The organism is Gilliamella bombi (assembly GCF_900103255.1).
Taxonomy (GTDB): domain Bacteria; phylum Pseudomonadota; class Gammaproteobacteria; order Enterobacterales; family Orbaceae; genus Gilliamella; species Gilliamella bombi.
Genome location: NZ_FMWS01000014.1, coordinates 1 through 12,005, shown reverse-complemented (window position 1 = coordinate 12,005; position 12,005 = coordinate 1). Strand labels below are relative to the sequence as shown.

The window sequence follows — 12,005 nt, the reverse complement described above, 5'->3', positions numbered from 1 at the left end:
TTACAATGCTGATTTTAAGGCTTCACGAATCAGCGTTTCGCAATCCATATCAGGATTAATTACTTTATTAATAATACGGCTAGCTTCTTGTGGTTTATAACCTAATGCAATTAAAGCTGAAACAGCCTCGCTTTCAATTTGATTAGCTGACTTTTGAACACTATCTACATCAGAAACCAAGCTAACATTTGATGATTGCTCACCAAAATGTTTGAGGCGATCTTTCATCTCAACAATTAATCGTTGTGCAGTTTTATTACCTACGCCTGGCAATTTAACTAGCGTTTTAATTTCACCTTGTTCAACAGCACTAATAAATTGTGCTGCTGACATGCCCGATAAAATGGCTAACGCCAACTTAGGACCAACTCCATTAACTTTAATAAGTTCACGAAACAATTCACGCTCTTGTTCTTGATTAAAACCATATAGGATTTGGGCATCTTCACGCACGGAAAAATGTGTTAACACAATGACCTCTCGTCCATTTTCGGGTAATTCATAAAAACAGGTCATCGGCATAAACACATCGTAACCGATGCCACCGACTTCTATCAAGACTTTAGGTGGTTGCTTTTCAATAATGGTACCACGTAAACGACCAATCACAATATATCCTTAATAATAAAGCATAACAAATAAGCAAATAATAAGGTGTAGTTTACCCGATAGCAAAAAAATAATAAAGAAAAACTGTATAAATAGACAGGCAATAACAAAAAAATATCGCCGACTTGGTACTCAAAGTCGGCAATGCAAAAAGTTTAACTAACTGAATTAATGCATTAACTTAAAACGGCATTTTAAAACCTGGTGGTAATTGCATGCCACCAGTAACCTGAGCCATTCTTTCTTTTTGTGCTTCATCTAAACGGCGAGCCGCATCATTATAAGCCGCAGCAATAAGATCTTCTAACATCTCTTTATCATCATCAGCCATAAGTGATGGATCAATTTCAACGCGCTTACAACTATGAGTACCATTAATGGTGACTTTAACTAAACCAGCACCTGATTCGCCAGTAACTTCTAATTTAGCGATCTCCTCTTGTGCTTGTTGCATTTTAGCTTGCATTTGTTGGGCTTGTTTCATTAAATTGCCCAAACCACCTTTTCCACCTGAAAACATAATAATTCCTCATTAAAAAATATAGTCTGCATTATACAGGACGAATACTGGATTCATCAATCTTAGCATCAAAATATCGACAAATTGTAGCCACTTTTGAATCTTCGGCAATGGCTATCTTCGCCTGCGCAAGTTTTTCTTGGTATAACTCTTCGCGCATTTCAACTGGTGTTTTATAATTTACATCATCAATAATAATATCTACATCAAGCTCTTGGTTACGATGTTTGCATAGCGCTTTTTTTATCTTTATCACATTCGATATCGAATTAATCAAATGCTTAACGGTTGAACGCAAATGCAACACAATCGTTCCACTATCTACTTGTTCAAAAGCTGAATTAGCTACGATTTGCTTAATTAACGGCGGTAAATCTAATTGCTCGATCTCGGCACACCAGGCATCTTTTTGCGCCATTTCGGTAATTAATTTCTTAATCATTTCAGGAGTTTTATCACCATTTAGTGACTCACGAAAAGCCTTAGTATCGACCACCAACTCTTCCTTCATTGCAGTTAGACCACTGGCTTGCCATTGATAATTTTCAGCGGTAATATCTTCTTTACTATTGCCGTTATCGTTGTTATCGATATCGTTTACTGGCACAACGCTCTGTTTAATTCGTGTTAGTGATTTATTTATTACTAAATTTTTTGGTTGAATTACATCAACCGATTCAGACTTTTTTGGATATTGTTCCTCTTTTAACAACTGCATACGCATTTCTAAAATGCTTTTAGTCACCGACGACACACCATCAGGAATCGTTAGATCCGCCGTTGCTGGTTTGGCTTTAGATGTTGACGCTGTTTTTGAAGACAAAACGGTTAAATCGTTTAAGTCGTTGTGCTGACTTTGCTCATTTGTTAATGACGAACTTATCACCGATTGTGGTGTATTCTGTTCGGTATGATTAACTGGCTGGCTCACTGTTGCAAGTATAGGATCAGATTGCTGAATTCGAGATTGTTTTTTAGTTTGATTTACAGCCTGATTATTAGCTTCTGCTTGCCTTGATACATTCGCATGCATTACTGCTTGTGATTGCGATTGGGTATTAGGCGGTTCTTTAGTTTGCTTTTGAGTTTGAGTCTGCTTATTGCCTTGAACAGATGCCGAACTAGCCATAACTGGTGGTGTAACAGCATCAACCACCTTTGGCATAAAGGCTAAAGCGCGTAAAAAACTCATCTCGACACCAATTTTTTTATCAGGCGAAAAAGAAAGCTCTTTACGACCCATTAGCAAAATTTGATAAAACAACTGCACATCGTTAGGTGCCATATATTGTGCTAAAAAACGTATGCGCTCTTCATTATCAATATAATCACCCAAAGCAGTTGGCACTACTTGTAATAACGCAATTTGATGCAATAAAGTAATGGTTTCGGCTAACAGATTATCCAAATCAGCGCCCTGCATAGCAGCTGCTTCAATTTGTTGCATTAAGGCATTACCATCACTATTATGTAATGCTTCAACAATTGCAAAAGGAACCGACTTATCAAGTGTACCAAGCATTACCGACACTGATTCTGCATCGACCTTACCGTTACCAAGAGCAATCGCTTGATCGGTTAAACTCAGCGCATCACGCATACTACCATTAGCTGCTTTAGCTAATAACCCAATCGCTTTCGGATCGCTGCTGATTTGCTCTAATTTTAAAATATGTTCAAGTTGCTGGCCAATTAATGTTGTATCTAATACATTTAAATGTAAATGCAAACAACGTGATAAAATAGTTATAGGTAATTTTTGCGGATCTGTAGTTGCCAATAAAAACTTAACATGCTCAGGTGGCTCCTCTAGGGTTTTAAGAAGTGCATTAAAGCTACTGCGCGATAACATATGCACTTCATCAATCAAATAAACCTTAAAGCGCCCTTTAGTTGGTAAATATTGGATGTTATCAAGTATTTCACGAGTGTCTTCGACCTTGGTACGAGATGCGGCATCAATTTCAAGTAAATCAACAAAACGACCTTGTTCAATATCACGACAATTATCACAAACTCCACATGGTGTAGCAGTAATGCCTGTTTCGCAATTCAGCCCTTTTGCTAACAAACGCGCAATTGACGTTTTACCTACTCCTCGAGTGCCTGAAAACAAATAAGCATGATGAACTCGCCCTAGCGAAAGTGCATTAGACAAAATTTTAAGGACATGTTGCTGCCCCACAACCTCAGAAAATGATTTTGGTCGCCATTTGCGTGCCAGAACTTGATAACTCATAATCACCATAACTCATTGCAATTGAATTTGGCACTAATTATATCATAAACTGGCAAAATAGTCTTGATACAGTCAATAATCGATGCAATATTAATCAACAAAATTTAGCTTGAGAAAACCTAAATTTGCTATTAAAAAATAAAAGTGTAATAGTGCTAACCTAAACATACCTAACAAATTATAAAATGGAATATATAAGAAAGCACAACGAAAAAAGAGCGTTTTTCTAAACCACCTATATGGCGTTAATAGAGAAACAGATATACTATAAACATAGTTTTGCAAAAGCAAAACAGGTTTTCTACTTTAAAATACCCTTTTCTACAAGATGATTTTAATTTATTGTTTTTAATTAATTTTTACCCATCAATAAAAAAAGGGTTGGCGTGAATTTTGAGTTTTTGGATAATGCACAGATTTCACCATTAAAAAACATTCAGGTAGGCTATTGATTTTATTTAATTTTCACGTTAAGTTTTAGAAAAAATAATCAGTGAAGAAATAAAAAAACTTCCCTAATATTATTCACAATTAATTGAAATCGTTTTAAGATTAAATCCTGCCTCTTTATATAACTTGTACCGTTTCCTTGCTAATGACTTTAGCTGCTCATCCACTGGCACAAAATCGATAATATCACGATAAACACCTGCAAATTCAGGAAATTGTTCTTGTAAATTAATAAGTAGCTGACGTGTGCCGCTGCTACGTTTTTGTGGCCAGCTAATTTCAACAGGTGATCCCCCTTTCATGCCTTCACCAGCCAAATTATGCGGAACAAAATTGTCGGTTTCGAGTTGCCATAGGTACTCGTCTATTCGTTCTGCTTGACCCTGATCTTGACAAGCAACTTGCACGCGCTGATTGGCGTGCCATGCTTCAACTATTTTTTTGCATGCTAGTTTTTCGTAAAAAAGCACGCCAGACTCGTCGGCTTCTGTTTGGTTTTCAAGTAAATAGAAGATCACTTTTTTCATAAAATCTTAGCTCGATTTATTGATCTAGTAGATATTGAATCAACATGGCAACTGGACGACCCGTTGCTCCTTTTTGCCCACCAGATTTCCACGCTGTGCCAGCAATATCTAGATGTGCCCATTGATATTTTTCGGTAAAACGTGATAAGAAGCATGCCGCAGTAATGGTGCCGCCATCTCGACCACCAGTATTAACAATATCAGCACAGGTTGATTTGATTTGTTCTTGGAATTCACTATCAATCGGTAGCGCCCATGCTTTGTCGCCTGCTTTGTTGGATGATAAGATCAATTGTGCAACTAATTTGTCGTTATTACCCATTACTCCAGTATAGTGATGTCCTAGTGCAACGATACAAGCGCCAGTTAAAGTGGCAATATCAATAACAGTTTTTGGATTGTAACGTTCAACATATGTTAAAGCATCACATAAGACTAAGCGACCTTCAGCATCAGTGTTAATCACTTCAACTGTAGTACCTGACATGGTTGTCAATATGTCGCCAGGACGGTAGCTGTTGCCGTCAGGCATGTTTTCACAACCCGCCATGACTCCAACAACGTTAATAGGTAATTTTAACTCTGCCACAGCCTGCATAACACCATAAACGGTTGCCGCACCGCACATATCGTATTTCATTTCGTCCATGCCTGCAGATGGTTTGATTGATATTCCTCCTGAATCAAAGGTTAGTCCCTTGCCGACTAAAACATACGGCTGGGCTTTTTTATCTTTAGCACCTTTGTATTCAATAATAGTCATGATTGATTCGTTTTGCGAACCCCGCCCTACTGCTAAATAAGCGTTCATGTTTAATTTTGCCAATTCGCTTTCGCCAAGGCAGGTTACTTTTAATGATGAATGCTGTTTGCCTAGTTGTTTACCTTGTTCGGCTAAGTATTTTGCGTTACAAATATTTGACGGCATATTGGCAATTGTTTTTGTTACGGTAATAGCATTAGCAATAATTTGCCCTTGTAACAAGTTATCAGTTAATGCTGATAACGCTTTCTTATTATGAATTAATAATGTCACTTTAGTTAAGCTTGGTACAGGATCTTTAGTCGTTTTAAAATCATCAAACCGATAAGTTATATCGCTAATAATTTGCGGCAATTGTTTGGCTATTTCAAGGCTATTTACTTCATTGAACGCTAATAGATCCCATGCGATATTTTTAATTTTTTTGGCTAGTAGTTCTTTTATTACCGCTTTAATAACGGTTTTAGCTTGAACTGAGTCAAATGTTTTTGCTTTGCCACAACCAACAAATAAAAGTTTTTGTTTTAAATTGTTATTTGGATATAGCAAAGTAGTTTTACCTAGTTCGCAACTTATATCACCTGATTTGATAAGTTGACTAACTAAACCATTGGTTGATTTATCGATATCTTTGACAAAATCAGACTGGTTTTTTCTTGAATCAATTGAAACAACTAAACACTCTGTTTTTTGTTTAGTTATAATAGTACTGTTTTTTATTTGAAATTCCATGGTGCGTCTCGTTTATGAATTAGTGCAGATAATTTATATTCTATCGGTTCATTGTTGGATAGCAACAAAAAGATAACTAAAACGAAACAAATCAGATTATAATAGTCTGGTTTTGTGCCAACAGATAAAGGTAAGATGTGATAATTCGTCGATATTTAGTGAAAGAAACATTGAAAACCCAAGGGGCAATTTTATTTATTTTGTTGCTGATTTTCTTTTCTCAAAAATTAATTAGAATTTTGTCGAGCGCAATCGATGGTTCAATCCCTCGTGAATTAATTATGCCGTTACTAGTTTTAGGCGTATCAAATATGGCCGATCTTATTTTGCCGCTGAGCCTTTTTCTTGGTGTACTTGTTACTTTCGGGCGACTTTATTCTGATAGTGAAATGGTAGCAATGCATGCATGTGGTGTTAAGAAAAACTTAACTTATCAAGTAGTATTTCTTCTATGCATTTTAACTAGTATATTAACCGTAATGAATTCACTCTGGTTTGGTCCTTGGTCTAACGTTAAGCAAGATCAATTGGTTGCTAATGCTAAGATCAATCCTAGTTTAGCTGGATTATTAGCAGGACAATTCCAACAAACGCCAGATGGTAATTCAGTTATTTACATTGGTAATGTGGATAATAACAATTTAGAGAATGTCTTTATTGCTCAAATCAATCCAAAAGCAAATCAACGACCTTCTATTATTATTGCTAATAAAGGTAAGACTGGACACGATAACGAAGGTAACCAAATTATTACACTTGAAAATGCTAATCGTTATGAAGGAACAGCACAATTAAAAGATTTTAGAATTTCAAACTTTCATAATTATTTAGGTATCATAAAACCCAAAGAGTTAAATACTAACGAGGATAACGATAAAATCGATGTTCAGCAATTGGGAATATTAGAGCTTATTAACACTAATACACCTAAAGCTGTTGCGGAATTTTATTGGCGGATAACGCTAATTATTTCAGTACCATTAATGGCCTTTTTAGTTATTCCACTGAGCGTATCAAACCCACGACAAGGACGCCTTGCGCAAGTTTTACCAGCTTTACTGATCTATTTAGTTTACTTTTTATCGGCCAGTTCAATTAAGGCTAATGCTGGTAAAGGTCGGTTAGATCCCGAATTGTGGTTTTATATATTAAATTTAGGATATTTTGTGTTAGCGATAATATTGAATTGTTGGGATAACCTATTTATGCGTAAACTTCGCTTAAAATATTCTGCATCTTAAGGAGCAAAGCGTGTTTTCGATTTTAGATCGTTATATCGGTAAAACTATTTTAAGCACCATTGGTGTTAGTCTTTTTTTACTTATTAGTTTGTCGGGTATCATCCGTTTTATTGATCAGCTTCGAAAAATTAAAGTTGATTATGATGCGTTTTCTGTCGGTATTTATACGCTTTTAATGGCTCCAAAAGATTTAGAAGTATTCTTCCCGATGGCAGCGTTATTGGGTGCATTGATTGGTTTAGGATTGTTAGCATCCCGCAGTGAATTAATTGTAATGGAAACATCTGGCTTTAGTCGTTTCAAAATTGCATTTGCGGTGATGAAAACAGCATTACCACTAGTACTAATTACAATGGCGATTGGTGAATGGGTTGCTCCAGTTAGCGAGCAAACTGCACGCAATATGCGTTCTGAAAAGCTTTATGGTAATTCGTTAATGGCTGAACAAGGCAGTCTTTGGGCTAAAGATGGTAATGATTATGTTTTTATTGGCCATGTAAATAACGATAATTCGATTTCGAATGTTTATATTTATTCAGTTGACCAAAATAAGCTTCAATCCATTACCTATGCTGCTTATGGAGTGTATGAAAATGATACTTGGACATTATCGCAAGTTGAAAAAAATGATCTAACAGTGCCCAATAAAGTAGTTGGTGTAAATACGATATCCATACCTTGGAAAACAAGCATTACTCCTGATAAATTAAATATTGTCGCATTTGATCCTGACTCGTTGTCGGCTTCAGGACTTTATGAATATTCACAATATCTAAAAAACTCTGGGCAAGATACTAAGTATTATGATTTGCTGTTTTGGAAAAAGATCATTAAACCAATTTCAGTTGCTGTGATGATGTTGTTAGCTTTATCGTTTATTTTTGGTCCATTGCGTAGCGTATCAATGGGGATTCGTGTGGTGATAGGTATCAGCTTTGGCTTTTTATTTTATATTGCCGATAATTTGTTTGCCCAAGTAAGTATTGTTATTGGTATTTACCCTATTATTGGTTCGCTTATAACCAGTTTCGTATTTTTATTGATTAGTTATATTTTATTTAAACGAAAAAACTAGGTTTTTTAAAATTTTATCCTATCATCTGATTTAGATGATAGGATTTTTATATTGTAACGATTATGCTGTCTGTGATTGTTTATCAAACAGGTTTAAATATTGCCCATAACCTGCATCTTCCAGTTCCTCTTTAGGTATAAATCGTAAGGAAGCCGAGTTAATACAATAACGTAATCCACCTAACTCTTTTGGACCATCATTAAAGACATGCCCAAGATGAGAATCAGCTTCCACAGATCGCACTTCAATACGTCGCATACCAAAACTAGTGTCCTTTTTTTCAACAATATTGCTCTTGTTTATCGGTTTAGCAAAACTAGGCCAGCCACATCCTGAATCAAATTTATCTAACGAAGTAAATAACGGCTCGCCAGACACAATATCAACATATATCCCTTCCTCATTATTGGAATTAAATTCGTTTTCGAACGGTGGTTCAGTCCCATTTTTTTGAGTTACGTGATATTGCATAGGTGTTAATATAGACAGTGCTTTTTCTTTCATTGTTTTATTCATAAGTCACCTTTATGTTATTTATTTTAAATAATAGAATTAATTACGACTTAACATTGATTGCAATACTTTATCTTTAATCCAAAAATAATGATATAAGGCGCCAGCTATATGTAAAATAAGTAAAATTGCTAATAAATATGGGCTGAACTTATGCATAATATGAAAAAAATCATAAAACATGTTAGGCATATCAATAGCCGGAATAGAAATGATGCCAAAAAAATTCAGCGACCGACTACTCATTAAGTACCCAGACAGAGGCACAATAATTAAAAAAATGTAAATAAATCCTTGTATGGACTTAGATAAAATACGTTGTAGTTTTTGATTTTTGGGCAAGACATTAGGCACACCTTCGGTTTTAATAATTGTAAAACGCCACAATGTTATTACAAATATCAACACACCAAAAGATTTATGCAATAAATAAATAGTGAACATACCACCCAAATAATGTGACAATGTCACCTTAAATAACACTAATAAAAACGTTAATACAATCAGTATCAATGTTAACCAATGAATCCATTTTTGTTTACTACTATATTGCGGATAGTTTTGCATAATTCAATTGCCTCTTTATTTTTGCCAATGCTGGGCTAAAAACTTTGATCGCCCTGATAATTGATAATATTGATTATAATGCTGGGATTGTTTTGTATAATAATTTTGGTGATAATCCTCAGCTAGGTAAAAGGCAACTGCTGGCTCGATAGCGACACCTATAGGCTTATTAAACTTCTTACTATCTTGTAATGCTTGTTTAGACGATAATGCTACTTTATGTTGATATTCATTATGATAAAAAATAACAGGACGATAAGAATCACCTCGATCAGCAAATTGCCCTTGTGAATCCGTTGGATCGATTTGTTTCCAAAAAATTTCAAGCAATTTTTTATAACTAATAACTTTTGGATCAAACTTAATTTGTACCGCTTCGGTGTGCCCTGTTGTGCCTGAGCAAACTTGCTGATAGGTTGGATTGATAACATTCCCCCCAGTATATCCTGCTACAATACTAATAACCCCTTCATACTGATCAAAGGGTTTAACCATACACCAAAAACAACCACCAGCAAATGTTGCTTGTTCATATTGTTGCATAATAACCTCCCACTTAATATGTTAAACAATTCTTCTATTTATTGCTTAACTTCAGCATAATCATTAACACTAAAATACACTGCTTTAAATTAGCATACTACTTGAAAATGTTTAAAAAAACACCATATCATTGGTCAACGATTTCAGTTATGGAAGGATTCATTTATGGCAAGTGGATGGGCGTCTGACGATGCCGTTAATCAACAAATCGAAGGCACTATTGCTGATGCCATCGAAAACGCAAGAAGACAACTCAATCACGGTACAATTAGTGCTCATTTTTGTATTGAATGTGGAGAGCCTATTATAGAAGCCAGAAGGTCAGCATTGCCTGGCGTACAATATTGTTTGTCTTGCCAACAAGAAATCGATAAACAATTAGCTAAAACATCAAGTCTATATAATCGTCGTGGCAGCAAAGATAGCCAACTACGTTAATTTGAAGATACATTTTTAACCAATTGAGCTAAAAGATGGGTGGATTATTACCCACCCTAAGATACAAACAATAGTTATTTTTTACCTTCACGAACAGCGTCATAAGGATAAACAATTAATTTATTATCAAACCATTCAGCACAAAAAATATCTTCTAATTTTTCATAACCTTGTTTTGCAATTTCTTGTTTAACCCAATTTTCATCTTTTTTAAGTTGTTCTAAATTGTCATGGCTAATACCGCCATTTTCGATGATTAGCACGGCAATATCTTTATCACCTTTTTTGATAACAGTTAACGAACCATTTAATTCATACCAAACTTCTTTTAACTCATCAAAAGAAGCTATGCCTTGTATATTGACTAAGGTTTCAAAATCCCTTACTGGTAAGTTGGCTTTAACAAAATTATCCGTTATTAAATGCCCATTTTTAACAAGTTGGATTGGTTCGCCATCTATAGCATCGCGTAAACGTGAGTTTTTAGATTTGATAAATCGAATTAAAACAAGTAAGCCAGCCCAAATAGCCACTAATCCAGCCGATTCCCAAGAAGATACTGTCGGACTAAGTAAGGCCCCCCCAACCAACGCACCAATAACCATACTACCAACCTGATCAAGCTGTGACATAGGTGCTATTTGGCTTTTACCCGATAACTTCACATAAACAAGTAAAATAATTAAAGCTAATAAAAATTTTGGTGCCATTTCTAATAAATACATTTCCTTTCTCCAAGCTAAACAAAATATGTTGAACTACAATTCCAAATGCAGAATCAATAGAAACTTCTGTATCGAAACGGGTAATAATTTATGTAAAACTGGTATAATTTTTGTTTAATTAATGATCAATACGGTTCTATTTTCATGACTAAAACAAAGTATGATTATTAATATAATTTATTGATTGTATTTTACTCTAAAATTCACACAAATTATAAGATTATTACTTTGATTGCGATAACTAATTTCTATTATGCAATGTTGTAAATCGGTGTGTTTTAAGTTTGAAATGAAGGTAAAATATTTACCCACAAAAACAATCAAAAAGTATATATTTCCAGTTAAAAAGGATAATAACAAATGCAACTAATAATCGAAGAATCGGAAAAACAATTATCTTTTGAAGAAATTGAAGAATTTAGCAACTATTTTGATAAAGAAATTCCACTTTCATTTATTGATTTTTACATTAAATTTAATGGTGGTTACCCTCCCGAAAACGGTGAACATAATTTCTTTTTATTAGGTGGCTTTAATCCAATAAAATATGGCGATTTAACTATAGAAGATATTTACACTAATTTAATTGATGACTTTTCTAATTTAAAAGATATGATTCCTTTTGCTTATGATGAGGGTGGAAATTGTTTTTTACTTTCATTAAAAAATGAAAATTATGGAGAAATATATATATGGCTGATGGATGAAAAAGAATTAGTTTTAGTATCTGAATCATTTGATAGTTTTATAAATAAGCTGTAGGAATTAATCGCATTGTTTAAAGTAATTAAAAAAATGTTGCAATGAATATACATAAAAACAAAATTAACGCCTTATAAGTTTTCAGTTGAGTATTTTAATCATAAAATATTAGGGCGTGTTGATCTTTCGTGATTATTTTTAGACGGCATGATGTGAGTTATAATAATTCTGCCAAAAACAACCATAACTCGATTCATCATGCCAAGAACAATGCTAACAGATAAATGTAAATACCCCAAACTTAGTACACAACTCACGTAGAAAATCATGCTGCCTGTTTTAGTGTTTTATACTCAATCGG

General features: G+C 34.5%; 13 protein-coding genes. 4 read left to right on the top strand and 9 right to left on the bottom strand.

Features of this window, described 5'->3' with window-relative positions; all coding sequences use genetic code 11:
* The 5 genes from ruvA to B9N71_RS02630 all read right to left on the bottom strand — a co-directional run bounded on the left by ruvA (position 1) and on the right by B9N71_RS02630 (position 5,840).
* Complete coding sequence (gene ruvA / locus B9N71_RS02650; protein WP_065589753.1) at positions 1-609, bottom strand: Holliday junction branch migration protein RuvA; 609 nt, start codon at positions 607-609, stop codon at positions 1-3.
* A gap of 181 nt (positions 610-790) precedes the next feature.
* Positions 791-1,129: a YbaB/EbfC family nucleoid-associated protein gene (locus B9N71_RS02645; protein WP_065561174.1), complete on the bottom strand. Its 339-nt coding sequence runs from the start codon at positions 1,127-1,129 to the stop codon at positions 791-793.
* 31 nt (positions 1,130-1,160) lie between these two features.
* Complete coding sequence (gene dnaX, locus B9N71_RS02640; protein ID WP_085164015.1) at positions 1,161-3,368, bottom strand: DNA polymerase III subunit gamma/tau; 2,208 nt, start codon at positions 3,366-3,368, stop codon at positions 1,161-1,163.
* 521 nt (positions 3,369-3,889) lie between these two features.
* On the bottom strand, positions 3,890-4,345 hold the full coding sequence (locus B9N71_RS02635; RefSeq protein WP_065610897.1) for a DNA polymerase III subunit chi: 456 nt from the start codon (positions 4,343-4,345) through the stop codon (positions 3,890-3,892).
* A gap of 16 nt (positions 4,346-4,361) precedes the next feature.
* Positions 4,362-5,840 carry a leucyl aminopeptidase gene (locus B9N71_RS02630; protein ID WP_065589755.1) on the bottom strand — a complete coding sequence of 493 codons (1,479 nt, stop codon included), beginning with the start codon at positions 5,838-5,840 and terminating at the stop codon, positions 4,362-4,364.
* Between the two features lie 137 nt (positions 5,841-5,977).
* On the opposite strand from B9N71_RS02630, the gene lptF reads away from it, so the two are divergent.
* Positions 5,978-7,081, top strand: a complete 1,104-nt coding sequence (gene lptF, locus B9N71_RS02625) for an LPS export ABC transporter permease LptF (RefSeq protein ID WP_065589756.1) — start codon at positions 5,978-5,980, stop codon at positions 7,079-7,081.
* 10 nt (positions 7,082-7,091) lie between these two features.
* Positions 7,092-8,156, top strand: coding sequence for an LPS export ABC transporter permease LptG (gene lptG / locus B9N71_RS02620; protein ID WP_085164014.1), 1,065 nt, complete (start codon positions 7,092-7,094; stop codon positions 8,154-8,156).
* Positions 8,157-8,216: 60 nt separating this feature from the next.
* Here the strand turns inward: lptG and msrB are convergent, their stop codons facing one another.
* The 3 genes from msrB to msrA are packed head-to-tail and all read right to left on the bottom strand — an operon-like array spanning position 8,217 to position 9,779.
* The gene (msrB, locus tag B9N71_RS02615) at positions 8,217-8,660 is read right to left on the bottom strand and encodes a peptide-methionine (R)-S-oxide reductase MsrB (RefSeq protein WP_065589763.1); all 444 of its coding nucleotides are present in this window, start codon (positions 8,658-8,660) and stop codon (positions 8,217-8,219) included.
* A gap of 48 nt (positions 8,661-8,708) precedes the next feature.
* The gene (locus B9N71_RS02610; RefSeq protein ID WP_085164013.1) at positions 8,709-9,236 is read right to left on the bottom strand and encodes a cytochrome b; all 528 of its coding nucleotides are present in this window, start codon (positions 9,234-9,236) and stop codon (positions 8,709-8,711) included.
* A gap of 15 nt (positions 9,237-9,251) precedes the next feature.
* A complete protein-coding gene (msrA, locus tag B9N71_RS02605; protein ID WP_085164012.1) occupies positions 9,252-9,779 on the bottom strand; it encodes a peptide-methionine (S)-S-oxide reductase MsrA in 528 nt (175 codons plus the stop codon).
* 165 nt (positions 9,780-9,944) lie between these two features.
* Here msrA and B9N71_RS02600 point away from each other — a divergent pair, with 165 nt between their 5' ends.
* Positions 9,945-10,217, top strand: a complete 273-nt coding sequence (locus tag B9N71_RS02600; RefSeq protein ID WP_065589760.1) for a DksA/TraR family C4-type zinc finger protein — start codon at positions 9,945-9,947, stop codon at positions 10,215-10,217.
* Between the two features lie 74 nt (positions 10,218-10,291).
* On the opposite strand, the gene B9N71_RS02595 is transcribed toward B9N71_RS02600, so the two are convergent.
* Positions 10,292-10,942 (bottom strand): DUF421 domain-containing protein, encoded by a 651-nt coding sequence (locus B9N71_RS02595; RefSeq protein WP_034912801.1) that lies wholly within the window; start codon positions 10,940-10,942, stop codon positions 10,292-10,294.
* Positions 10,943-11,302: 360 nt separating this feature from the next.
* Between B9N71_RS02595 and B9N71_RS02590 the strand changes: the two genes are divergently transcribed.
* Positions 11,303-11,704, top strand: coding sequence for an SMI1/KNR4 family protein (locus tag B9N71_RS02590; protein WP_065589761.1), 402 nt, complete (start codon positions 11,303-11,305; stop codon positions 11,702-11,704).
* Positions 11,705-12,005: the final 301 nt, after the last annotated feature.

Bases quoted from the DNA above. Each gene is read 5' to 3' on its own strand.
- msrB (WP_065589763.1), bottom strand. From the start codon at position 8,660: ATGAAAGAAAAAGCACTGTCTATATTAACACCTATGCAATATCACGTA.
- B9N71_RS02630 (WP_065589755.1), bottom strand. From the start codon at position 5,840: ATGGAATTTCAAATAAAAAACAGTACTATTATAACTAAACAAAAAACA.
- B9N71_RS02590 (WP_065589761.1), top strand. From the start codon at position 11,303: ATGCAACTAATAATCGAAGAATCGGAAAAACAATTATCTTTTGAAGAA.
- dnaX (WP_085164015.1), bottom strand. From the start codon at position 3,368: ATGAGTTATCAAGTTCTGGCACGCAAATGGCGACCAAAATCATTTTCT.
- B9N71_RS02610 (WP_085164013.1), bottom strand. From the start codon at position 9,236: ATGCAAAACTATCCGCAATATAGTAGTAAACAAAAATGGATTCATTGG.
- B9N71_RS02595 (WP_034912801.1), bottom strand. From the start codon at position 10,942: ATGTATTTATTAGAAATGGCACCAAAATTTTTATTAGCTTTAATTATT.
- msrA (WP_085164012.1), bottom strand. From the start codon at position 9,779: ATGCAACAATATGAACAAGCAACATTTGCTGGTGGTTGTTTTTGGTGT.
- B9N71_RS02635 (WP_065610897.1), bottom strand. From the start codon at position 4,345: ATGAAAAAAGTGATCTTCTATTTACTTGAAAACCAAACAGAAGCCGAC.
- B9N71_RS02645 (WP_065561174.1), bottom strand. From the start codon at position 1,129: ATGTTTTCAGGTGGAAAAGGTGGTTTGGGCAATTTAATGAAACAAGCC.
- B9N71_RS02600 (WP_065589760.1), top strand. From the start codon at position 9,945: ATGGCAAGTGGATGGGCGTCTGACGATGCCGTTAATCAACAAATCGAA.